Genomic DNA, 21,998 nt, shown 5'->3' on the forward strand with positions numbered 1-21,998 from the left:
GAAACCCCACAGGAAGCGGTAGCCCATGGATGACGGCCGCTGATCTGGCCATTACCAGCAACGGGCTGCCATGGCTGTGGCTAGTCCGGCAACAACAAGCTTTGGCCGTGATGGCGCGCTTCAAGACCCTGCTGCAAACCCTCAAGCAAGCCCGCTTGGTGGTGGAGGTTGGCCGGCAGAAAGGGGAGCTCAGCAGCGTGGCTGATCTGGTGGACAGCTTTTTGGATACACCACAAATGGAGGCCTGCCTGGAGCGCTTTCGGGCCGATCCAGATGGCGCCGCCTTGCTGGAGGAGCGTTACCCGCCGCTGCAGCCTGATCTCGAACGAATGCAGCAACTCCCCAGCAACAGCCTTGGTTTTCAGTACGCAAAGCTGATCTTGGGGCAGGGCTATGACCCCGACTTCTTCCGTCCGCGGCCGGTGGAATCAGACGCCCAGTGGCTGACGCAACGCATTGCCACAACCCACGACATTCATCACGTGGTGGCTGGTTTCTGCACCCGCCCGGAGGGAGAAGCCGGTGTACTGGCCATCACCGCGATGCAAATCGGTTTCCCTGCTTACGTCAGCCTCACCAATGCAGCCGCGATCAGCCGCTTTCGCTTGCAACCCGAATCGTTTGGCGAGATGAGCCAAGCCATCAGCCATGGCATCAGCCTTGGCTTTGGCGCCAAAACACTGGCCGCCATGCGCTGGGAAGACCGCTGGGACAAGCCGCTTGAGCAATGGCGCGATGAGCTGGGGATCAGTCATCCGGCCAACCCCTTGGCCTATGGGTTGGCTCAGTAGCCCAGCAAACGCATCCGAAATTGCACCAACTGCTGGGCTTGTTCGGGCTCCCGCAGCAGAAATGGATGCTCCGCCAAGCTTTCCAACACAAGCTTGAGCTTGGCGTCGCGCTCGAGGCCATGGCCTGGATGCTGCCGCTCGTACTCCTCCCAGGCTTCACTGAAGGCCATGGCGAAGCCATCGGGGTTGTCGAACACCCGCTGGGTCGGCAAACGGTCCGGATCAGGCAGCGGCACCACAGCACCTTCACTGCTCAGCAGATTACGGAGTGGGAAGCTTGTGCTTTGCGCTGTTCAGCAGAAGCCCCATGGCGCCCAGCCCGCAGGACCTGACCAGCGCCGAGATGGATGAAGCGGTCGCCAAGCGCCGCAACTTCGCGATCATCTCCCACCCCGACGCCGGTAAAACAACTCTCACCGAAAAGCTTCTGCTCTACGGCGGTGCCATTCAGCAGGCCGGAGCGGTCAAAGCTCGGGGTGAGCAGCGGCGGGTGACCTCCGACTGGATGGAGCTGGAAAAGCAACGGGGCATTTCCATTACCTCAACGGTGCTGCAGTTCGACTACTTCGGCAGCACCATCAACCTGCTGGACACCCCTGGCCACCAGGATTTCTCCGAAGACACCTACCGAACCCTGGCGGCTGCAGACAACGCGGTGATGCTGGAGGACGCCGCCAAGGGGCTCGAACCTCAAACCCGCAAGTTGTTTGAGGTCTGCCGCATGCGGGAGATCCCGATTTTTACGTTCATCAACAAGATGGACCGGCCTGGCCGAGAACCACTCGAGCTGCTCGATGAAATTGAGAAGGAGCTGGAGTTGCTGCCCTGGGCGGTGAACTGGCCGATTGGCAGCGGCGAACATTTCCGTGGGGTGATCGATCGACGCACTCGTCAGGTCACCTTGTTTGAACGGGCTGAGCGGGGCCGGCAAGCCAGTGAACGCAGCCTGGATGCCGCCGACCCTGAGCTACGGCAGCTGGTGGAACCCGAGCTGCTGGATCAAGCGCTCGAGGAACTGGAGTTGCTGCAGGAGGCTGGGGCCGACCTGGATCTGGAGTTGGTCCATGCCGGCGAGCAGACGCCCGTGTTTTTCGGCAGCGCCATGACGAACTTTGGCGTTCGTCCTTTTCTCAATGCCTTTCTGGAATTAGCCCAACAACCCGTGGCACGGCAAAGCCATGAAGGTCCCATCGATCCACTGCGCCCGGAATTCAGCGGCTTCGTCTTCAAGCTGCAAGCCAACATGGACAGCCGCCACCGCGACCGCGTGGCCTTTGTGCGGGTCTGCTCGGGCAAGTTCGAAAAGGACATGACCGTGCAACACGCCAGAAGCGGACGGGCGATTCGCTTATCGCGCCCGCAAAAGCTGTTTGGCCAAGACCGGGAGGTGGTGGAAGAGGCCTACCCGGGCGATGTGATCGGTCTCAACAACCCGGGCATGTTTGCCATCGGCGACACCCTTTACATCGGCCCGCGCGTGGAATACGAGGGCATCCCCTGCTTCAGCCCGGAGATCTTTGCCTGGTTGCGTAATCCCAACCCCTCAGCCTTCAAAAACTTCCGCAAAGGAGTCAATGAACTGCGGGAGGAAGGCGCCGTTCAAATCCTCTATGACACCGACCAGAGCAAGCGCGATCCGATCCTGGCGGCGGTGGGCCAGCTGCAACTGGAGGTGGTGCAACACCGGCTGGAGAACGAATACGGCGTGCCAACGCGGCTAGAACCACTGGGATTCAGCGTGGCGCGCTGGGTGAGTGGTGGTTGGGGTGAACTCGAGAAGTTGGGCCGCATCTTCAACTGCAAAACCGTTCGTGATGCCTGGGACCGGCCAGTGCTGCTGTTCAAAAACGATTGGAACCTGAATCAACTGATCGAAGATCACCCCGAGATGGAGCTCGCCTCCGTCGCGCCAGTTGTTAGCGGTCTCGAACCAATCAGTCTCTAAAGGAACCACGCTGGCGCGATTCTCTCGCCAGGATGTTGGCCTCTGAACGGTTCAACGTGCTGATTCAGTGGTGGGTCAAAAGCCATCGCGATGGCAGCTGCGACTACGTGCGCGTGCGCTCATCCGATCAACAGCAACTGGAATGGGTTGAGGGTTCCCATCTGCCGCCGCAGATGCCCTTGCTCAAACATCGCTTCACGGTGAGCTTCGAAGCAGCCCAACAGCGGCAACAAAATCTCTTGGCAATGGGTTTCAAGCCGGGCCAGCCGCTGTTCTGAACGAGTCGTTCGCCGATACGCTTTCCCTTAATAGGCCCAAGTTCATGGCCCAGGCTCCGCCACCCGCCAATCCCGATAGCAACGACCCCTACGAACGCTTAGGCCTCAAGCCAGGCGCCAGCTTCGAGGCGGTTCAAAACGCCAAAGTGGCCCGGTTGGCTGAACTCGCAGCCGACGACATGAAGGCCCGCGCCCAGGTGGAAGCGGCTTACGACGCGCTGCTGATGCAGAGCCTTAAAGAACGTCAGCTCGGGCAACTCACCGGTGCTGCCGCCACCGCATCCAAACAGGAAGCTGGCGGCAGCAGCTCGGGCGGGCTGAGTGGCGGGGGGCTGCCGCGCTTGCCATCGCTACCAGCAATCCCCAAACCTCAACTCTCCATCGCCATGCCCGAGCTGAATCTCGCCGAAGGCGAGCAGCTTTGGCAGCCCTTGGCGGCCCAGGGCCTGTTGCTGGTGGTCCTGCTGTTGATCGGCCAACAAGCGGGCACACCGGAACTTCTGCTGTCGGTGGCCGCACTGATCACCATTGCCAACCTGCAGCGCCGCAGCCGCAAGTTTTTCCGCAGCGTTGGCCTCACGCTGCTGGTGTTGATCGTGGGCACCGTGCTGGGGGGCCTAACCAGCAGCGGCCTGGCGGCTTCTGGGCTGCCGATTACCCCCTCTCAATTGGCAGCCCTGCCCACCTTGATCCTGCTTGCGGCTCTCTCGGTATTGGTTGACTAAACCTGGGGCATGGCATCAAGGCCATAGGGACCCTCGGCGCTGATGCCGCAGCTGGAGGCCGCCTGCAGCCAGGCGCGGTCAAACTTCTCCCAACGAAAACTGCGGGGATCGCGGCGGCTGTGGCTGCGGTCGACCACGGCATGGGTAGTGATCCGGCGCATGGGTATGCCCCAGCGCAACTGCCAGATCAGCACATGCTCCGCCAGGCGCTCATACTGCGCTCGGCTATAGCCGCTATGGGCATCGTCATCGCCGCGGCCATCAGCGGGCGACTCAAGGCTGAGGTGCAAAGCAACGTTGTTGATCGAGCCACCAGCCAAAGGGCTGCTCAAAGGACGGTGCCGAATTGAGCCATCCCCCCAAGCACTCCACCCTGAACCAAAGGCCCGCTTGGCATCAGGAACCAAGCGGTAGGCCATGCCGCGACGATCCAGCAGCAAGTGATAGCTGGCCTGATCGGCATCACGGGGATGGGGCGTCTGAAAAAAGCGCAGCGTGTCGCCCAGTGACATCACCGTTTCATGCAAAACGATGACCGATGGCTGGTTGGGCACCAGCCCCCCTTCAGCATCGGTGGGTCGGCGTTCGCCGAAATTGGTGGGATCCGCTGGTGTGGGCCGTTCGCGAACCGCCAACTTGGCGGCGCAGAGGCTGGCTGCCTGCGGATTGGGCCGCAATAGCGGTTGCAAGCCAGCCCCTTGGGCCCATCCAGGCTTGGGCTCTGGGGCGATTGGCGGCTCGCGCTCGGCGACCACCACAGCAGCCACACCCAGCCCCATTCCAAGCAGCACAGCGGCAACCGGACGGACCGGGAAGGCAGGCATCAAGCCTTAGTGGAGCTGTAGAGAGCCTGCAGCAAAAAGGCAGCCAGGGGAAGCCACAATCCCAGCAGCCACCAGCCAATGCCAAGCGCTAAGAGCGTCAGCCCCCAGAGCAGCAGCAAAGGCACCAAAACCTGCTGACGGCGGCGTACCACCAGTTGAGCGCTGCGGGCCATGGCATCCCAGGCTTCACCGCCTCGATCGAGCAACAGCGGCAGAGCCAAGCTCCAGGCCAGCAGCAACACCACACCCGGCAGCACAAACGCCAAGGAAGCCAAGGCCACCAACGTGCCCACGAGCAGCGGCAGCAGCAACAGCGGCCACGGGGCCCGGCGCAAGGGCAGCCAAAGGCTGGCCAAGGTCAAGGGGGATTGCCGCTGCGCCAGGTCGATGAGTCCAGCGCTGGCCCAGCTGAAGCACAGAAGGCTGGCACCAAACTGCAACCAAATCGGCAAAGGCAACAGGGCCATCAGCTGCCCGAGCAGCATCCACCCCAACGCCCAACCGGCCAGCAGCACAGGGGCTTGGCGGTAGCGCTGCCAGCTGTGTTGCAACAGCAGCAGCGGTGGCCGCAGGGGGGTGGCAGTCATTCAACTCAGCCCAATAACACAAACGTAGAAACTGAGTCCAATTTGAGCCACAACTGTTACGCGCCCCCGGTTTCAGGGCTCCCGGTAAACCACCCGCCCCTGCTCGTCATTGCTGATCAGCAGCAGCTCGTGCTGTTGCAAGTCGTCCAATACACGGCGCAGCTCAGCGAGCTCAACGGACGGATCCAATGCAAGAACGGCGTCATTGAGGCTGAAACCGGCTGAACCTTTGCTGCGGGCGAGCAGTAGCAGTTGGCGATCAATCGGCTCCACCGCAGCGCGCGCCTGATCCAACAGCGTGGGGGCATTGGCATGGCGTACCAACGAGGGAATCAAAAACAGATCCACCACCGTGCCGATGCCCAGCAGCCCAAAGCTGAGCAGATACAACACGCCACTGAGGGGCCGGCGGTTGTAGATCCGCTGGGCGCCGCAGATGCCCACCAGCGAAAGGCACCACAGCAGATAGGACAGATCCAACCGGCGCAACGGTTGATCGGATTGGGAAACGGCTCGGGGCACACCCGTGCTGCGTAAGATCCCCATTCTCACTGCAAAAGAGTCGGTGTCTTCAGCAGCCGCCGTGGCGCTTCCCAAGACCAGCGAAAGCCCTCAGCTGCTCAAGATTCGCCATTCCATGAGCCATGTGATGGCCATGGCTGTGCAGCAGCTCTTCCCCAAAGCCCGCGTCACCATCGGCCCCTGGACCGAGACGGGCTTCTATTACGACTTCGATAATCCCGACCCCTTCACCGAGGCCGACCTCAAGGCCATCAAGAAGGCGATGATCAAGATCATCAACCAAAAACTGCCCCTCGAGCGGGTTGAGGTAAGCCGCGCAGAAGCCGAAACGCGGATAAAAGCTCAAAACGAGCCCTACAAACTCGAAATCCTCGAAGGGCTGCAGGAGCCCATCACCCTCTACACCTTGGGGGAGAAGTGGTGGGATCTCTGCGCTGGTCCCCATGTGGAGCACACCGGCCAGCTCAATGCCAAAGCCTTCGAGTTGGAGAGCGTGGCCGGCGCCTACTGGCGCGGTGATGAGAACCGGCAACAGCTGCAGCGGATTTACGGCACCGCCTTTGAAACGCCGGAGCAGCTCAGCGAGCACAAGCGCCGCATTGAAGAAGCCAAACGCCGCGACCACCGCCGCATCGGCACCGATCTGGATCTGTTTTCAATCGAAGATGAAGCCGGCGCTGGCTTGGTGTTCTGGCATCCCCGCGGCGCCCGGATGCGTCTGCTGATCGAAGACTTCTGGCGCGAAGCCCACTTCGCCGGGGGCTACGAACTGCTCTACACGCCCCATGTGGCCGACATCGACCTGTGGAAGACCTCAGGCCACTTGGATTTTTACAGCGAATCGATGTTCGGCCCGATGACGGTCGATGAGCGGGAGTACCAGCTCAAGCCGATGAACTGCCCCTTCCATGTGCTCACCTACGCCAGCACGTTGCGGAGCTACAAGGAACTGCCCATTCGCTGGGCCGAATTGGGCACGGTGTATCGCTACGAGCGGCCTGGCGTGATGCACGGGCTGATGCGGGTGCGCGGCTTCACCCAAGACGACGCCCACGTGTTCTGCCTGCCCGAGCAGATCAGCGACGAAATCCTCAAGATCCTCGACCTCACCGAGACAATCCTGTCCGCCTTTGATTTCCGCAACTACGAGATCAACCTCTCAACCCGGCCGGAGAAATCCATCGGTGATGACGCCGTGTGGGACCTGGCCACCAAGGGACTCACCGAAGCCCTGCAGCGCAAGGGCTGGGACTACAAGATCGATGAAGGGGGCGGAGCGTTCTATGGCCCCAAGATCGATCTGAAGATCGAAGACGCCATCGGGCGCATGTGGCAGTGCTCAACGATTCAGCTGGATTTCAACCTGCCTGAACGCTTTGGTTTGGAGTACGTCGCCGCCGATGGCTCCAGGCAGCGGCCGATCATGATCCACCGGGCCATTTTCGGCTCCCTGGAACGGTTCTTCGGGATCATGACCGAGAACTACGCCGGCGATTTCCCCTTCTGGCTGGCCCCTGAACAGATCCGGCTGCTGCCGGTCACCGATGAGGTGATGGCCTATGCCGAAACACTCCAAAGCGAGCTCACAGCTGCTGGCATCCGCAGCCGCATCGATCGCAGTGGCGAGCGCCTCGGCAAGCTGATCCGCTCGGGAGAGCAGCAGAAAATCCCAGTGCTGGCTGTGATCGGCGCCCAAGAAGCCGAGCAGGGCACCTTGAGCTTGCGCAGCCGCCGGCAGGGTGATCTCGGTTCTGTGGCCCGAAGCCACCTCCTCCAGGCCGCGACCACAGCCAATGCTGCGCGCGCCGCGGGTTTGGAACTGAGCGCGTCTTAACCGAAGCACCCACTGCCATGGCCAGCCTGAGCGCGATCGGGTGGGCTGATGACGCTGCTGCTGGCCGGTGATCTGGGCGGAACCAAGACCTTGCTGGCGCTGTATCGCAGCGACGGCGATCAACTGAGCTGCGTTGCTCGCGAGCGCTACATCTCGGCGGAATGGCCCCACCTCGGGCCGATGCTGCAGCGCTTTTTTGCCGACCACAACAACAACGGCGCCGAGGTGGCCGCCGGCTGCATCGCCGTTGCCGGACCGGTGCGTCAAGGACGCGCCCACATCACCAACTTGCCCTGGGATCTCGAACAATCCGCCCTCGCGGCCGATGGGGGTCTCAACCAACTGGAGCTGGTGAATGATTTCGCCGTGTTGGTCTATGGGCTCCCCCATCTGAGCGAGGAGCAGCAGGTTGTGCTGCAGGAGGGGGAGGCTGATCCCCAAGGGCCCATCGCCATCCTCGGTGCCGGCACAGGCCTCGGCATGGCGAGCGGCGTGCGGCTCAGCAATGGGGCCTTGATGACCCTGCCGAGTGAAGGCGGGCACCGGGAATTTCCGCCGCGCAATGCCGAGGAGATGCTGATGCTCGGTTGGTTGCGGCGCGAGTTGCAGCTCGAACGGCTCTCGGTGGAGCGGATTGTCAGCGGCACCGGCCTGGGCCTGGTCTTCCTCTGGCTGCTGCACTGCGGCGGCGAGCAACCCATCAGCGACTTGCACCAGGCCGCCATGGACTGGCATCAGCAAGCCCCTGGCACGCCTGGACGACCCGATCTACCCGCCCTGGTGGCGCAGCGGGCCCGTGATGGGGACCTTCTGGCCAGCAAAGCCGAGCAGATTTGGCTTGGGGCCTATGGCTCAGCCGCCGGTGATCTGGCGCTGCAAACCCTTTCCACCGGTGGGCTCTGGGTGGGCGGCGGCACCGCCATCAAGCAGCTGGAGCGGTTGCAAAGCGATGCGTTCTTGGCACCGATGCGCTGCAAGGGGCGTTTTGAAGGCTTCATCAACAAGCTGCCGGTGCGGGCCCTGGTGGACCCTGATGCGGGCTTGTTCAGCGCCGCTTGCCGTGCGCGCATGCTGGCAGGATGCCTTCAATAACGGGCTGAGCCGCCCAACGCACACCGATGGGAAAACCGGAGATCGGCACCACCGTGGTGGTGGATGTCCCCGCGACAACCGCCAATCTCGGCCCTGGATTTGACTGCCTTGGGGCAGCGCTTGATCTGAACAACCAGTTCCAGCTCAAGGTGCTGGAGGGGGGCGCTGAACGCTTTGAGCTGATCATTGAGAGCAAAGAGGGCTCCCACCTGCGCGGCGGCCCCGACAACCTCGTGTATCGCGCTGCCCAGCGGGTATGGCGCGAAGTGGGGATGCAGCCGATCGCCTTGGAGGCGCGGGTGCAGCTGGCCGTACCACCAGCGCGGGGCATGGGCAGCAGTGCCACCGCCATCGTGGCGGGGTTGATGGGAGCCAATGCCCTAGCCGGTGAAGCGCTTGGCAAGGAAAAACTGCTGGAGCTGGCCATCGACATCGAAGGCCATCCCGACAATGTGGTGCCCTCGTTGCTGGGTGGGCTCTGCCTGACAGCCCAAGCCGCTTCCCGCCGCTGGCGCGTGGTGCGCTGTGAGTGGCACGAGAACGTGCAAGCGGTGGTGGCGATCCCCAGCATTCGGCTCTCCACCGCCGATGCCCGCCGGGCCATGCCCAAACAGATTGTGGTACCCGATGCCGTGTCCAACCTGGGCTCGCTCACCTTGCTGCTGCAGGGTTTACGCAGTGGCAATGGCGATCTGATCACCGATGGCATGCACGACCGGCTGCATGAGCCCTACCGCTGGCCGCTGATCCAAGGCGGCAGCGCCGTGCGCAAAGCGGCGATGGATGCTGGAGCTTGGGGCTGCGTGATCAGCGGCGCCGGACCCAGCCTGCTGGCCCTCTGCCCGCCGGAGAAGGGGCGAGCCGTGGCCGAAGCGATGGAGAAGAGCTGGGAACAAGAGGGGGTGCAGACCCGCGCCTTGCCGTTGAAGCTGCAGAGCGGCGGCAGCCGCTGGAGGCCCAAACCAAGCTGAGTAGATCTACTCACAATGCTCAGCCCTGGCTGATAGGTTGAGCCGTACGTATCGCAAGCGCGTCCCGTGGATCTCAGCCTGATTGTGCTGTTACCCCTGGCTGGCGTACTTGCCCTTGTGCTGCTGCCGGCTTCGCTGCAGAAGGCCTGCCGTTGGGTGGCCTTCACCACGCTGCTGGCCGATCTCGGCCTGATGTTGTGGTCCTTCAGCCGCCACTTTGATCCCGCCTTTGGCAGCCTGCAATTGGTCGAGCGGATCGACTGGCTGCCGGCCATGGGGCTGCAGTGGTCGCTCGCCGCCGATGGCATTTCAGCCCCTTTGGTGCTGCTCAGTGGCTTGGTCACCTTGCTAACGGTGGCCGCCAGCTGGGATGTGGAGCGCAAACCACGGCTGTATTTCGCCCTGCTGCTGGCGCAAGCCTCCGCCCAAGCGGTGGTGTTTCTCTCCCAGGACTTTCTGCTGTTCTTCCTGGCCTGGGAACTCGAGCTGGTGCCGGTGTACCTGCTGATCGCCATTTGGGGCGGCCAGCGGCGCCAATACGCCGCCACCAAATTCATCCTCTACACCGCCACCGCCTCGCTGCTGATCCTGATCAGCGGCCTAGCCCTGGCCTTCCATGGCGACGGCTTCACCCTCAACTTGGCTGAACTGGCCAGCCGCAGCTATGGCGGCAGCTTTGGATTGCTCTGTTACCTGGGCTTCCTGATCGGCTTTGGCGTGAAGCTGCCGATGTTCCCGCTCCATACCTGGCTGCCGGATGCCCACGGCGAAGCCAATGCACCGATTTCGATGCTGCTGGCTGGTGTGCTGCTGAAGATGGGCGGCTACGCGCTGATCCGCTTCAACGTGCAGATGTTGCCGGATGCGCACCTGCAACTGGCCCCAGCGCTGATGGTGCTGGGGATCGTCAACATCGTTTGGGGTGCCCTCAACGCCTTCGCGCAAGACAACGTCAAACGACGCATCGCCTGCAGCTCGGTGAGCCACATGGGCTTTGTGCTGCTGGGCATTGCCGCCGTCAATGACCTCGGCCTCAGCGGCGCCATGCTGCAAATGATCAGCCACGGCTTGATTGCCGCGGGCCTGTTCTTTGTCACCGGCGTCTTTTACGAACGCACCAAAACCCTCTCGATTCCGAACATGGGCGGCTTGGCCAAGGTGCTGCCAATCACCTTTGCCTTGTTTGTGATCACCTGCTTGGCCTCTCTTGCCCTGCCTGGCATGAGCGGCTTTGTGAGCGAAATCACCGTGTTCCTGGGAATCACCAGCAACGACGCCTTCACCACGGGCTTCCGCGTGATCACCATCGTGCTGGCGGCCATCGGCCTGGTGCTCACACCGATGTATCTGCTGAGCATGTGCCGGCGGGTGTTCTTTGGACCTCGGATTCCAGCTCTGGCCAAATTGGGCGACATGAGCCCCAGAGAGCTCACCATTGCGCTGGTGCTGGTGGTGCCCACCTTGATGATCGGCTTCTGGCCGCAGCTGGCCACCGGCCTCTACGACGCCACCACCGACAGCATCGCCGCCCAGCTTCACAACACCGTGCAGACCGCCCTAGAACTGCCTTCAGTTTTTGGCTGATCGCCCATGGGCCAGGCCCCAGCTGCTGCGGACCCCCTGCTGAAAGGGGAAGGGTTACCCGACTATCAAGCCATCACCCCAGTGGCGGTGAGCCAAGGAATGCCATGGCTGCTCGAGCAGCTGGAGGCTGAACTGGTCCGCATTGAATCCAGCCTGGACGGCCAAGGCGACACGCTGCGCTGGGACGATCTGATGCCGCCGATGCAGCAGCTGGGGGAGCAACTGCGCTGGAGCTGGGGGGTGGTGAACCACCTGCTGATGGTCTGCAACACACCTGAGCTGCGCCAGGCCCATGAGCAGCAACAGGCCGCCGTGGTGCGTTTCTCCAGCCGGCTGGGCCAATCCAAAGCGATCTACCGGGCCCTGAAGCAACTGGGCGCAGTCGATCAACTCAGCCCCTGCCGCCGGCGCATCCTGCAGCAGGAATTGCTGGGCATGGAGCTCCGTGGCGTTGGACTCGAAGGTGCTGAGCAGGAGCGCTTCAACGCGCTCACAGAAGAGCTCACATCGTTGAGCACCCGCTTTTCCAACAACGTGCTGGATGCCACCGCCTCATGGGAGCTGCTGCTCAGCAGCCCCGATGAAATGGACGGCTGCCCCGACAGCCTGCGGGAATTGCTGGCTGATTCAGCCCGGCGCAAGGGCCATGAGCAGGCCACAGCGGCGGATGGTCCCTGGCTGATGGGCTTGGACTACCCCCGCTACGGCCCCTTTCTGCAACACAGCAGCCGGCGTGATCTGCGCGAAACGGTGTATCGCGGCTTCATCAGCCGAGCCGCCAGCGGCGAGCACAACAACAGCGAGTTGGTGGGGCAAATCCTGGCCCTGCGTCAGCAAAAAGCCGCCCTCTTGGGCTATGGCAACTGGGCTGAAGTGAGCCTGGCCAGCAAGATGGCTCCCTCGGTGCAGGCCGTGGAATCGCTGCTGGAAGACCTGCGGGCCCCCAGCCATAGCGCAGCGCAACAGGAGCTCAAAGACCTGGAAGCCCTAGCGGGCTCACCCCTGCAGCCCTGGGATGTGAGCTACTGGTCGGAGCAGCTACGCAGGCAGCGCTTTGATCTCGACAGCGAAGCGCTGCGCCCCTGGTTCCCCCTGCCCCAGGTGCTCGATGGCCTCTTCAACCTCTGCAGCCGCCTGTTTGATATCCGCATCAGCGCCGCCGATGGGGAAGCGCCGATCTGGCAGGACGACGTGCGCTTTTTCCGCATCAGCGATGCCAACAGCGGTGAACCGCTGGCCGCCTTTTACCTCGATCCGTTTAGCCGTCCGGGCAGCAAACGCGGCGGCGCATGGATGGACGACTGCTTAGGCCGCCACACCAGCCCCGATGGCAGCAAGGTGCTGCCGGTGGCCTATTTGATTTGCAACCAAACCCCGCCGGTGGGGGAGACCCCCAGCCTGATGAGCTTTGGGGAGGTGGAAACGCTGTTCCATGAGTTCGGCCATGGCCTGCAGCACATGCTCACCACCGTTGAAGAGCCAGAAGCAGCCGGCATCAATGGCGTTGAGTGGGATGCGGTGGAACTGCCGAGCCAGTTCATGGAGAACTGGTGCTACGACCGCCCCACCCTCGACGGCATGGCACGCCACTGGCAAACCGGTGAGCCCCTGCCTGAAGCTGAGCGCCAAAAACTGCTGCAAGCCAAAACCTTCATGGCCGGGGCCGCCACCCTGCGCCAGGTGCATCTGGCCCTCACCGATTTGCGCCTGCATGAGCAATGGCGTACCGACCATGGCCAGAGCCCAGAGCAGTTGCGCCGTCAGGTAGCTGAAACCACAACGGTGTTGCCGCTGCTTGAGGAAGACGCCCTGCTGAGCAGCTTTGGCCACATCTTTTCGGGGGGCTACAGCGCCGGCTACTACAGCTACAAGTGGGCTGAGGTGCTCAGCGCCGATGCCTTCAGCGCCTTTGAAGATGCCGGACTCGACGATGAGCAGGCGGTACAAGCCACCGGCCGGCGATTCCGCGACACGGTATTGAGCCGTGGCGGCAGCGAAGCTCCAGCGGATGTGTTTTCAGCCTTCCGCGGCCGGCCGCCGTCGGCCAAGGCGTTGCTACGCCATTCGGGCTTGGTGGCCGCCTAGGCCAGCAGCTGCTGCACCGCAGCTGTCTTCTCTTCCAGCGCTTGATCGCGGTCAGTGCGGCTGTTGATTTTGAGGCTGGTGAAGATGCGCGGTGCACCCAGTTCATGCACCACCTCATGGCAGGCCTTTACCGCCTCCATCACTGGGCCCCAGTCGCCTTCGATGGCGGTGGAGTTGGGCCCCAATTGGTGCTTGAGCCCGCGCTGCTGCAGCACCTGCTGGCAGGCCGCCACATAGGGAGCCAGATCGATCCCCACGCCAATGGGGACCACGCAGAGATCAACGATCACCTTCATGGCCTGCGCTCATCCAGCCGCCGCTGCATCATGAAGCCATGAGCCCAACGCCCTACCTGGAGCTGGAGGGTGTGGCCGCCCACATCGGTGAGCGGCGCGTGTTTCACAACCTCAGCCTGCGGCTCAATCTTGCTGAGCACACTGTGGTGCTGGGCCCCAATGGGGCTGGCAAAAGTGCCCTGGTGAAACTCATCAGCCGCGAGATCTATCCGGTGGTTCAACAGGGATCAAGCCTGCGCCTGTTCGGGGATCGCACAGTGAATCTCTGGCAATTGCGACAGCGCATCGGCCTGGTCTCCAGCGACCTGGAGCGGCTCTACAACCCGGCTGTGCGGGCCAACGATGTGGTGCTCTCCGGCTGCTTTGGCTCGGTGGGCATCGGCCGCAGCCAAAACCCAACATCTGCGATACAGCAACGGGTAGCTGAGTTAATGGACCAGCTGGGTTTGCTGGATTTAGCGCAAGAGCGATTTGGCCAACTTTCAGAAGGCCAACGCCGCCGCCTGCTGATCGCCCGTGCCTTGGTGCACAAGCCTGATGTGCTGGTGCTCGATGAGCCCACCAATGCGCTGGATCTCAAGGCCAGGCATCAATTGCTGGAGCTGATGCGCCAGTTGAGCTGCAGCGGCACCACCTTGCTGCTGGTGACCCACCAAATCGAAGCGGTGATCCCTGAGATTCAGCGCTGCGTGATGCTGAAAGCCGGCCAGCTGATGGCCGATGGACCCTGCGATCAGGTGCTCACCAGCCCCAATTTGAGCGCCTTATTTGAAACGCCGCTGCAGCTGCTGAGCGCCAATGGTTACCGGCAAGTGCTGCCGGGCTGAGCGGAGAATCCCTCCAATGGGGGAGGCGCTCACCGGGCCACAGCAGGGAACCTGATGAAAGCCAGCTTTTCAGGCCAATCCATGACAGCCAGCTTTTATCCGAACCAACAAAGCAGCCGCCACGGCAAAGCAGCGATCACCATTTTTGTGAAACCAGAAGCGAAAGCTGCCATCCGCGCTGCCCTCGCTGACGGGGGTTACGGCACCAGCTACCAGGAGGGGATCGTCAACCTGCTGAACGAGCTGCTGGACAAACAAAACAGGCAGCCGTTGCTGTGAGCTCAGAGGCGCACATCCAGGGCGATCAACAGCAGATAGGTCACGCCCAGGCAAGCTCCCACCACAACGATCAACGACCTGTCCCGCCATCTAGGTTGAGACCAGAATGAGGCGACGAGACCGATCTCACTGCCTCATCCGCTACTCAGCGCCAAAGACAAGCACTTCTACCCATTACAAGACGCCGCTATCAACCTCTCATCGAACTAAAATCTCGAACCAATTGCCGCCCCCATCCGGCCATGCGCTTCTTTTGCATCCTGCTGCTGGTTGGTTTCACGGTGCTGGCATCGCAAAACTGGTTTGAGCACCAAGCCGCTTTGCAGCAGGCTGCAACGCTGCACAACGCATCTCTGCACAAGGTGGTGAGCATGTTCTCGCCAGCCACCGTCCCTCCCTTGGGCTAGCGAGCGCTCAGCCCGCGAGCCAACGCAACAGGCCCCAACAGCGCTCAGCCAGGGTTGGGCGCCGGAACACATAGACCCGCCGGCCATTGAGTCGCCAAGGATGTGTCACCGCACTCCCCCTTGAAGGTCAATAGGAGTGTGGCGACCTCATCCCCGCCGGCCTTGAGAGCCGGCTGAGAAGTCAATGACAACTGGCGTTAGTTAGCCCGCGTCGAGTTGCCATGGCGTGGGGCATTCCCGCGGCGCCGACATCACGTAGTGGTTCACCCAATCACTGAGGGGCTCATCGCGGTCTTTCAACAGGCGATTGATCGCCTGTTTGTCGACACCTTCGTAGCGATAACAGGATTGCCCCTGAAAGCAGACCGCCACCATGCCCTGCTGAGGATCAACAAACAGGGCCTCTGAAAACGCCACCGGACTACGCACTGAAATCCAGGTCATCGCCTCTCCTTCAACGTCGTGCCTCCGGTCTAAGGAGTTCTTGGCGCCAAAGGGAAAACCAAAACTCAGCGTTGCGAGAGCTCACGAAACGTGATGAACCAATGCTGCGCAGTGACTTAATCGATGCGTTCACACAGCCCGTAGCCCACATCGCAGAGATAACGGTTACCGCGTGAATCCATCACCACCTCCTGCAGCGCTGAAACCTGCTGAGGAACAGGGGACTGCCTGGGCAGTTGCCGCACCAACTCCCCCAGCAGTGGCGCTGCTGAACCCAAGGGAGATGCGCCAGTTGCCCATGGAGCCGCCGGCTGCGACCCAGCGACATTGGAGAGCGCAACGCCCAGAGCCGCATTCAAGAGCGCATCGAGTCCCATCTGAGAATGGCGAGAGCCAGGCACCTTATGGCGATTGGAGGGCCACTGGTGCAAAAGCCTGCTTATCAGGCTCTGCTTGCTAGGGATAAAGCATGGATTGGCTCCTGCTCCTGGTCTTCGCCAAAGCCTTCTGCATTGGCTACGGGGTGCTGTACGCCTTTGCTGCCACGGTGCACACCGGCCGGCCCTTGGTGATCACCAAGAAATCATTGGTGGTGGCGTTTGTCAGTGGCGTTGTGTTGTTTGCGGTGCTCTATGCGGTGCGTGGTCATCCCTGATCAAGCGAGAACCACCGCCGCTCCCAGCACTGGAGCTTGTGGTGTTGATCAAACACGATGCTGAGTTGTTGAAACCGCGACGGCTGCAGACATCCCACCTCCAGCTCAAACCCACCACTCGGCAACCTCTCAGGAACCCCGCACACCAAGCCATCAGCGAAGACTCCACGCACCTCAGCTTGCAGAAACCGTTGGGGATCCCAGCGGATCGGCTCAGGCGTTGATGGCCTGCCAGACAGCCCGGCTTGGGGGCGGAAACGTTCGACAACGCCCGAGCAACCGTGCAACGGCGCCAACAACGCTTCGATCGAACTGGGTTGGGGCCTGGCCGGTTCTTTCTCGTTACTGAGCTGGCAGCGAAAGGCAACAGCACCTATGGCATTGAGACGCCAATCGCGGCCATCCGGCTTCCAGAGCAGCACCAGCATTGAGCGAGAGCGGCCACAGAAGAGATTGATTTCATGGCCAAAGCGAGGCAGGTCAGTGGGAACCTCCAGGCTCGACTGCCCCCCAGCTGCTTCGAATTGCCAGCAAGCCCCTGAGGCGTTGTAGTTGGAGCGGCTCAAGGGATATTGCGCGGCGCCGCCAGGAGCCAGGAACAACCCCGTGCCATCCCACAGGCCGGTGTCGGCATCCTCAAAGCTGATCGCATAACGGGTGTGGTCCACCACCGTGGTGGGCTGATTCAGGCTGAGCTCGCCGTCGTCTTGACGGACATACCACTGGCTGGTGCCTTGCCAGATCCCTTCAAAGTTGAGGCGATTGCGTTCCCACTGATCCGTCATCACCGGCGCTCCAGATCTGAACGACCTGATTAGGGTCTCAGCGGCAGCTCAAAACGACAATGCGCCTGAGCCTGGTGGGCTGCGGCTATGTGGGTCAAGCCATCGCCCAACAACTTCAGGGCAGAACTGATCTCGAGCTCACGGTGACCACCACCAGCGAGGAACGGCGCGACGAGCTCGGCGCCATCGCCGATCAGGTGTTGGTGATCTCAGCAGATGATCCCGATGGCCTTCTGGCAGCCCTTGATGGGCGTGATGCCGCCATCTTTTGTCTCGGCCCCAAGGGCAACCGCCAAGTGGATGCCGACGGCTACCGCCGCACCTTCAACGACAGCTTTCGCTGCTTGGAGCAGCTGCTGCCTCAGCTACCGGCGCTGCAGCAGATCATCTACACGGGCAGTTGCTCGATCTACGGAGATGCCGGAGGTGGCTGGGTGGATGAATCCACCTGCGCCCAACCGCGCGATGAACACGGAGCTGTGTTGCTGGAAGCCGAACGCCAATTGCTCGCCATGGCCAGCCATCAACGGCGGGTCTGCATCCTGCGCCTTGGAGCGCTCTATGGCCCGCAACGGCAGTTCGAGCAGCGTTTTGCCCGCCTGGCCGGCAGCACCCAGTCAGGCCGAGGCGAACGTTTCACCAATTGGGTTCACCGCGACGATGCAGCCTCCGCAGCCATCGCCGCATTCGATGGCCAGTGGCAGGGAGTTGTGAATGTGGTGGACGATGCTCCGGTGCCGTTAGCTGAACTGCTGAACGCGAGCCTGTCCCAGGCAGGACTCGAACCGATCACATGGCAGCCCGCCAGCGAGCCAGGCAAGCCTGGCCTGAACCGGCGCATCAGCAATCGCTTGTTGAAAACGAGGGGCTTTGAGCTGAATCACCCCCGCATTGCACTGCTTAGTGGGGATGGCGCACCCCAGCGCGAACCAGCATCCACAGCAAGGCCAACATCACCACAACAGTGACGACGACATAGGGGATAAACACGGCGCTGGCGGCCGCCTCACACACCTTGAAAATCTCAGCCAAGAACCAAGCCGTTCCCACCACCCAGAGGGTGATCAAGACGATGGAGGTGAACCGTTCAGCGGAGTTGGCTTTTCCCCAGAGGCTGGCCAAAGCACCCTTCATTGGATTGATGCCGATGCGATCGAAAAGTAATCAGCACAATTGGCCGCTCCAACGGGTGCTCCAGAAGGTTTCAGGCTCTTGGACAATGGGACTTCCTTGCCCATCACGCCATGGCCCCTGAGGCCGTGACTCGCATCACGGAGAGCCTGTTCGCGCAGGTAGCCCAACACGCCGCGGCCAGCCCACGGCGACGCAAAAACCACAACCTGCACCAAGAGAGTGATCTGGTGCAGCGCTTCCTCAATGTGCTGCAGCCAGGGACCTATGTGCGCCCCCACCGGCACCGGCGCGACCAGGCCGGGGCGGGTTTTGAGTGTTTTGTGGTGCTGCAAGGCAGCGTTGGCTTGCTGGTGCTCAACAGCGCAGGGGATGTGCTGCAGCGCGAACGGCTCGAAGCCGGCGGTGAGGTGCGCGGGCTGCAACTGGCCGAAGGCCTGTTCCACACGCTGGTGGCGTTGGAAGCTGACTCGGTGATGTTTGAGATCAAACAAGGGCCCTATGAGCCCCTAGCCGACAAAGATTTCCTGGCGGCTTTCCCGCTGGAGGGAACGCTAAAGGCGATGGAACAGGAACGGCTCTGGCGTGCCCTCTTCAATGGGGAACACGGCGATGAAACCGGCCCAACACCAGAGCAATCAAAATCGCCACATACATCTGGCCCGTCAACGTGATCGTGAAGGCGGCCGCCTGTGCCGCCAAATTGGAGCTCACCAGGGCACCGGAGCCCACGGTGGTGAGCAACTCAAGAGACGCCATTGTGAGCGTGGCATCGGGTGGAGAGGGCAGCCCTCCAAAGGCCACCGGATGGAGCAGATACAAGGTGTTGAGCAGCACCCCACCCAACAAACCAATCAGCACATAACCAGCCGCCGCACCCATCAACACCGAGGTTGTGACAAACGGCTCGCGGATTAACGAGCGCACCAGCCGCACCATCACCAGCCCAAAAAAGAGCACAAACAAGACAAAGCGCAGCAGCGCCAAGCTGCCGATCCAGGGCACTGGCATGGCCGCGGCAGCACCCCCATGGCGCGACACGATCCACAACAGCTCAACCAACAACGAGCACCCACCCAGGGCATACACCAAGCGCCGGCCTGAGCGCAGCACCGAGAGGTGAACCACCAGGTTGAGAAAGAACAGCTCCAGCGCGATGGCACTGAGATCAATGATCAGCGGGAAGCGCTGGGAGAAGGGAATCAACCAAACCATCAGCAGCTCCAACAGGAGCAGATTCCGGTAAGCCTTATGACGCCGGCGAATCCTGGCGATATCCCATCGCTGCTGATGCATCCCCATGACGCTGGCGCTGTACTGCCACCGTGCCATCAAATCCAGGAATTGGCGCCGCTAACTTGCGCAACTCCAGGCCCATGGGGATCGCTCCATAGCGCTGTTGCAGCAACTCGAGAATGCGCTCAGAAAAATGCTCCAGCGTTTGGCAGCGCAACGACGCTGTGAGCTCGCGAATCAACGCAACAGCTTCGGCGTAATCAAGGGTGTCGGCTAAGGCATCGCTATGGCCAGCCGGTTGCAGGTCATGGGCGAGCCAAAAATCAAGGGCAAACCATTGGCCCAACAGACGTTCCTGCTCCAGCACACCCACATGGGCCCAAAGGCGCAGATCCCGAACAACGATCCGATCGCTCACAGCGGCAGGTTTTGGTGGGTGAACTGGCGCGCCCCACTGGCGTAATCAGCGGCGATATGACCATCACCGCGCAGGCGGTAGCGGTAGGTGACCAAGCCTTCCAAGCCCACCGGCCCCCTCGGCGGCAGCGTTTGGGTGCTGATGCCCACCTCAGCGCCAAAGCCATAACGGAAGCCATCGGCAAACCGCGATGAACAGTTTTGATACACCCCAGCGCTATCGACCCGAGCCAAAAAGCGCTCGGCCGTCTCGGTGTTGGTGGTGCAGATCACCTCGGTGTGGCGCGAGCTGTAGCGGGCGATGTGATCCAACGCCTGATCCATCGACTCCACCACGCGAATGCTGAGCACCAGATCGAGATATTCCGTGGCCCAATCGTCGTCGCTGGCGGGTTGACTCACCCCAAGCGCCATCGCCGCATCATCACCTCGCAATTCCACCCCTGCCTCGGCAAAAGCAGGCCGTGCCGCGGCCAGAAATGCTGGGGCGATCTTCTTATGCAGCAGCAGGGTTTCAATGGCATTGCAGGCCGCTGGGTATTGCGCCTTGCTATCAACGGCCACCGCAACGGCCTGATCCAGATCCACCTGGCTATCCACATAGAGATGGCAAATGCCATCGGCATGCCCCAGCACAGGGATGCGGGTGTTGTCCTGAATGAATTGCACCAGTGCATTGGATCCCCTGGGGATGATCAAATCCACCAATCCGTCCAGCTTGAGCAGGGCCAAGCTTTCTTCGCGGCTGGTGAGAAGCGTCAACACATCGGGATGCACCGCCGAGCGGGCAAGGCCCTGCTGAAGAGCCTCAAGGATTGCGCTGCAACTGCGGTTGGCCTCGCGCCCGCCTTTCAAGATGGCGCCATTGCCGGAGCGAATCGCCAACGCAGCGATCTGCATCACGGCATCAGGACGGGCCTCAAAAATCACCCCCACCACACCCAGGGGGACGCTGATGCGCTCAAGCACGAGCCCCTCATCCAGGGCCCGATGCACTTGGCGTTGCGCCAATGGATCTGGCAGCTGAGCCAACTGGCGAATGCCGGCAATGGCTCCATCGAGCTTGGCTCCATCGAGCTTGAGCCGTGAGAGCAAGGCTGGGGCCAGCTGTTCCTGCTCAGCCGCCTGGCGGTCCTGCTGGTTGGCCGACAAGATCGCCTCCCGCTGCTGCTCGAGCGCATCGGCCATCGCCCTCAGGGCCTCCTGGCGCTGCTGATCAGTGCACTGGGCAAGATCAATGGCATGGCGCCTCAGGCTCGAAGCGCGGGCCAGCAGTTCAGGGGAGGGATCGGGAACGGCCTGATTCAACGCCTGGGCAGGGGGACTGCCATGCATCATCCCTGGCGGCCTGGCAGACGCTCCAACGCCAAGCGAGCTGCGCCCAAGCGGCCAGCCCCATTGCCCAAGCTGGCCGGTGCAATCACTAGATCCTGACGGCTTGGAGCCAACACACGGCGCTCCACCTCCTGCTGCAGGCTGGCGGCAAAAAAGGGGAAGGCCGCGCTGAGGCCACCCCCCAACAACACGCGCTCGGGGGTGAAGGCATAGACCAACGAGCTGATGCCGCAGCCCAACAGCTGGCCATAGCGCTGCCACGCCTCAAGGGCTTCCGCATCGCCGCCTTGGGCTCGCCTCGAGAGTTCATCGGGGGGGCAGCCAGCCCAACGGGTGAGCGCACCAATGCTGCAGAAGGTCTCGATCGAACCGTTGTTGCCGCTGTTGCACGGCGGGCCTGCCGGATCAAGCCCAATCAATCCAGGTTCAGCGGCAGCCCCTCGGCGACCAAGAAAGAGCTGGCCGCCAAGGATCACCCCACCACCAACCCCGGTGCCCAGGGTCAACAGCACCACGTCATCGATTCCTTTGGCAGCGCCAAGCCACTGCTCACCGAGCACAGCGCAATTGCCATCATTGGCCAACGTGACCGGGCGCTGCAGGCGTGCCTCCAGCCACTCAGCCAGCGGAACCTGCTCCCAACCCGGGAGATTGATGCAGACCTGAGCCACCCGCGCACTGCGGTCCATCGGGCCAGGAAGCCCCACACCAACCGCATCGGCTTGAGCCTCTGGATCAAGGGCCTCAATGGCTTCCACCACCGCCGTTGTGATGGCACCGGGTGCTGGTGGTTGGGGCGTGGGGCAGTGCTGCTCCGCCAAGAGCAGGCCTTCGCTGTCAAAGCGGCCCAGCTTGAGGCCGGTGCCACCGATATCCACCCCGATCACCTGACGGTGCGGCTTCGGCATCGCCACCACAAACCACTGCCCCTATTAAGCCTGAGCAGAA

Annotated in this window: 28 protein-coding genes; 15 read left to right on the forward strand and 13 right to left on the reverse strand. The window is 62.0% G+C overall.

Annotated features, from left to right (window positions below):
- The first annotated feature begins 29 nt into the window (after positions 1-29).
- Entirely contained in the window at positions 30-791 is a 762-nt protein-coding gene (locus SIB46_RS03560; RefSeq protein WP_413297176.1) for a Coq4 family protein, read from the forward strand.
- On the opposite strand, the gene SIB46_RS03565 is transcribed toward SIB46_RS03560, so the two are convergent.
- Positions 785-1,027, reverse strand: coding sequence for a hypothetical protein (locus SIB46_RS03565; RefSeq protein WP_413297177.1), 243 nt, complete (start codon positions 1,025-1,027; stop codon positions 785-787). The genes SIB46_RS03560 and SIB46_RS03565 overlap by 7 nt on opposite strands.
- A gap of 71 nt (positions 1,028-1,098) precedes the next feature.
- Between SIB46_RS03565 and SIB46_RS03570 the strand changes: the two genes are divergently transcribed.
- The 3 genes from SIB46_RS03570 to SIB46_RS03580 are packed head-to-tail and all read left to right on the forward strand — an operon-like array spanning position 1,099 to position 3,739.
- A complete protein-coding gene (locus tag SIB46_RS03570) occupies positions 1,099-2,736 on the forward strand; it encodes a peptide chain release factor 3 (RefSeq protein WP_413297178.1) in 1,638 nt (545 codons plus the stop codon).
- Positions 2,737-2,768: 32 nt separating this feature from the next.
- Positions 2,769-3,014 carry a hypothetical protein gene (locus tag SIB46_RS03575; RefSeq protein ID WP_413297179.1) on the forward strand — a complete coding sequence of 82 codons (246 nt, stop codon included), beginning with the start codon at positions 2,769-2,771 and terminating at the stop codon, positions 3,012-3,014.
- Between the two features lie 44 nt (positions 3,015-3,058).
- On the forward strand, positions 3,059-3,739 hold the full coding sequence (locus SIB46_RS03580; RefSeq protein ID WP_413297180.1) for a CPP1-like family protein: 681 nt from the start codon (positions 3,059-3,061) through the stop codon (positions 3,737-3,739).
- Here the strand turns inward: SIB46_RS03580 and SIB46_RS03585 are convergent.
- The 3 genes from SIB46_RS03585 to SIB46_RS03595 form a co-directional block, all read right to left on the reverse strand.
- A complete protein-coding gene (locus SIB46_RS03585; protein ID WP_413297181.1) occupies positions 3,736-4,563 on the reverse strand; it encodes a peptidoglycan recognition family protein in 828 nt (275 codons plus the stop codon). The genes SIB46_RS03580 and SIB46_RS03585 overlap by 4 nt on opposite strands.
- Entirely contained in the window at positions 4,563-5,150 is a 588-nt protein-coding gene (locus SIB46_RS03590) for a hypothetical protein (RefSeq protein ID WP_413297182.1), read from the reverse strand. Before SIB46_RS03590 ends, SIB46_RS03585 begins: the two co-directional genes overlap by 1 nt.
- 72 nt (positions 5,151-5,222) lie before the next feature.
- Positions 5,223-5,672: a TM2 domain-containing protein gene (locus tag SIB46_RS03595; protein WP_413297183.1), complete on the reverse strand. Its 450-nt coding sequence runs from the start codon at positions 5,670-5,672 to the stop codon at positions 5,223-5,225.
- A gap of 61 nt (positions 5,673-5,733) precedes the next feature.
- Between SIB46_RS03595 and thrS the strand changes: the two genes are divergently transcribed.
- From thrS to SIB46_RS03620, 5 genes are all read left to right on the forward strand, one after another.
- Positions 5,734-7,506 carry a threonine--tRNA ligase gene (thrS, locus tag SIB46_RS03600; RefSeq protein ID WP_413297184.1) on the forward strand — a complete coding sequence of 591 codons (1,773 nt, stop codon included), beginning with the start codon at positions 5,734-5,736 and terminating at the stop codon, positions 7,504-7,506.
- 48 nt (positions 7,507-7,554) lie between these two features.
- Complete coding sequence (gene glk, locus SIB46_RS03605) at positions 7,555-8,598, forward strand: glucokinase (RefSeq protein ID WP_413297185.1); 1,044 nt, start codon at positions 7,555-7,557, stop codon at positions 8,596-8,598.
- Between the two features lie 26 nt (positions 8,599-8,624).
- Positions 8,625-9,569 carry a homoserine kinase gene (thrB, locus tag SIB46_RS03610; protein WP_413297186.1) on the forward strand — a complete coding sequence of 315 codons (945 nt, stop codon included), beginning with the start codon at positions 8,625-8,627 and terminating at the stop codon, positions 9,567-9,569.
- Between the two features lie 66 nt (positions 9,570-9,635).
- Positions 9,636-11,153: an NAD(P)H-quinone oxidoreductase subunit 4 gene (locus SIB46_RS03615; protein ID WP_413297187.1), complete on the forward strand. Its 1,518-nt coding sequence runs from the start codon at positions 9,636-9,638 to the stop codon at positions 11,151-11,153.
- Between the two features lie 6 nt (positions 11,154-11,159).
- Complete coding sequence (locus SIB46_RS03620; protein ID WP_413297188.1) at positions 11,160-13,238, forward strand: M3 family metallopeptidase; 2,079 nt, start codon at positions 11,160-11,162, stop codon at positions 13,236-13,238.
- Here the strand turns inward: SIB46_RS03620 and SIB46_RS03625 are convergent.
- Positions 13,235-13,534, reverse strand: coding sequence for an MTH1187 family thiamine-binding protein (locus SIB46_RS03625; protein ID WP_413297189.1), 300 nt, complete (start codon positions 13,532-13,534; stop codon positions 13,235-13,237). The genes SIB46_RS03620 and SIB46_RS03625 overlap by 4 nt on opposite strands.
- 38 nt (positions 13,535-13,572) lie before the next feature.
- Here SIB46_RS03625 and SIB46_RS03630 point away from each other — a divergent pair, with 38 nt between their 5' ends.
- The 3 genes from SIB46_RS03630 (at position 13,573) to SIB46_RS03640 (ending at position 15,047) form a co-directional block, all read left to right on the forward strand.
- Positions 13,573-14,361, forward strand: coding sequence for an ABC transporter ATP-binding protein (locus SIB46_RS03630; RefSeq protein WP_413297190.1), 789 nt, complete (start codon positions 13,573-13,575; stop codon positions 14,359-14,361).
- Between the two features lie 81 nt (positions 14,362-14,442).
- Complete coding sequence (locus SIB46_RS03635) at positions 14,443-14,640, forward strand: hypothetical protein (RefSeq protein WP_413297191.1); 198 nt, start codon at positions 14,443-14,445, stop codon at positions 14,638-14,640.
- Positions 14,641-14,882: 242 nt separating this feature from the next.
- Positions 14,883-15,047: a hypothetical protein gene (locus SIB46_RS03640; RefSeq protein ID WP_413297192.1), complete on the forward strand. Its 165-nt coding sequence runs from the start codon at positions 14,883-14,885 to the stop codon at positions 15,045-15,047.
- Positions 15,048-15,248: 201 nt separating this feature from the next.
- Here the strand turns inward: SIB46_RS03640 and SIB46_RS03645 are convergent, their stop codons facing one another.
- Positions 15,249-15,491 (reverse strand): hypothetical protein, encoded by a 243-nt coding sequence (locus SIB46_RS03645; RefSeq protein WP_011935353.1) that lies wholly within the window; start codon positions 15,489-15,491, stop codon positions 15,249-15,251.
- Positions 15,492-15,607: 116 nt separating this feature from the next.
- Positions 15,608-15,868 carry a hypothetical protein gene (locus SIB46_RS03650; protein ID WP_413297193.1) on the reverse strand — a complete coding sequence of 87 codons (261 nt, stop codon included), beginning with the start codon at positions 15,866-15,868 and terminating at the stop codon, positions 15,608-15,610.
- A 92-nt stretch (positions 15,869-15,960) separates the two neighbouring features.
- Between SIB46_RS03650 and SIB46_RS03655 the strand changes: the two genes are divergently transcribed.
- On the forward strand, positions 15,961-16,146 hold the full coding sequence (locus tag SIB46_RS03655) for a hypothetical protein (protein WP_413297194.1): 186 nt from the start codon (positions 15,961-15,963) through the stop codon (positions 16,144-16,146).
- Here the strand turns inward: SIB46_RS03655 and SIB46_RS03660 are convergent.
- A complete protein-coding gene (locus tag SIB46_RS03660) occupies positions 16,137-16,931 on the reverse strand; it encodes a hypothetical protein (protein WP_413297195.1) in 795 nt (264 codons plus the stop codon). The two genes, SIB46_RS03655 and SIB46_RS03660, sit on opposite strands and share 10 nt — an antisense overlap.
- A gap of 59 nt (positions 16,932-16,990) precedes the next feature.
- Between SIB46_RS03660 and SIB46_RS03665 the strand changes: the two genes are divergently transcribed.
- Positions 16,991-17,899 (forward strand): NAD-dependent epimerase/dehydratase family protein, encoded by a 909-nt coding sequence (locus SIB46_RS03665; RefSeq protein ID WP_413297196.1) that lies wholly within the window; start codon positions 16,991-16,993, stop codon positions 17,897-17,899.
- Here the strand turns inward: SIB46_RS03665 and SIB46_RS03670 are convergent.
- A complete protein-coding gene (locus SIB46_RS03670; protein ID WP_413297197.1) occupies positions 17,832-18,065 on the reverse strand; it encodes a hypothetical protein in 234 nt (77 codons plus the stop codon). The genes SIB46_RS03665 and SIB46_RS03670 overlap by 68 nt on opposite strands.
- Positions 18,066-18,175: 110 nt before the next feature.
- Between SIB46_RS03670 and SIB46_RS03675 the strand changes: the two genes are divergently transcribed.
- On the forward strand, positions 18,176-18,736 hold the full coding sequence (locus tag SIB46_RS03675) for a WbuC family cupin fold metalloprotein (protein ID WP_413297198.1): 561 nt from the start codon (positions 18,176-18,178) through the stop codon (positions 18,734-18,736).
- Here SIB46_RS03675 and SIB46_RS03680 read toward each other — a convergent pair.
- From SIB46_RS03680 to SIB46_RS03695, 4 genes are read right to left on the reverse strand one after another with little or no spacing between them, the layout of a single operon-like run.
- Positions 18,657-19,394, reverse strand: coding sequence for a hypothetical protein (locus SIB46_RS03680; RefSeq protein WP_413297199.1), 738 nt, complete (start codon positions 19,392-19,394; stop codon positions 18,657-18,659). The genes SIB46_RS03675 and SIB46_RS03680 overlap by 80 nt on opposite strands.
- On the reverse strand, positions 19,312-19,716 hold the full coding sequence (gene folB / locus SIB46_RS03685) for a dihydroneopterin aldolase (protein WP_413297200.1): 405 nt from the start codon (positions 19,714-19,716) through the stop codon (positions 19,312-19,314). The genes SIB46_RS03680 and folB overlap by 83 nt, the downstream gene beginning before the upstream one ends.
- Positions 19,713-21,053: a glutamate-5-semialdehyde dehydrogenase gene (locus SIB46_RS03690; protein ID WP_413297201.1), complete on the reverse strand. Its 1,341-nt coding sequence runs from the start codon at positions 21,051-21,053 to the stop codon at positions 19,713-19,715. Before SIB46_RS03690 ends, folB begins: the two co-directional genes overlap by 4 nt.
- On the reverse strand, positions 21,050-21,958 hold the full coding sequence (locus SIB46_RS03695; protein ID WP_413297202.1) for an ROK family protein: 909 nt from the start codon (positions 21,956-21,958) through the stop codon (positions 21,050-21,052). The genes SIB46_RS03690 and SIB46_RS03695 overlap by 4 nt, the downstream gene beginning before the upstream one ends.
- Between the last annotated feature and the right edge of the window lie 40 nt (positions 21,959-21,998).

This window comes from Synechococcus sp. MIT S9452 (assembly GCF_047304245.1).
In the GTDB taxonomy this organism is placed as follows: domain Bacteria; phylum Cyanobacteriota; class Cyanobacteriia; order PCC-6307; family Cyanobiaceae; genus RCC307.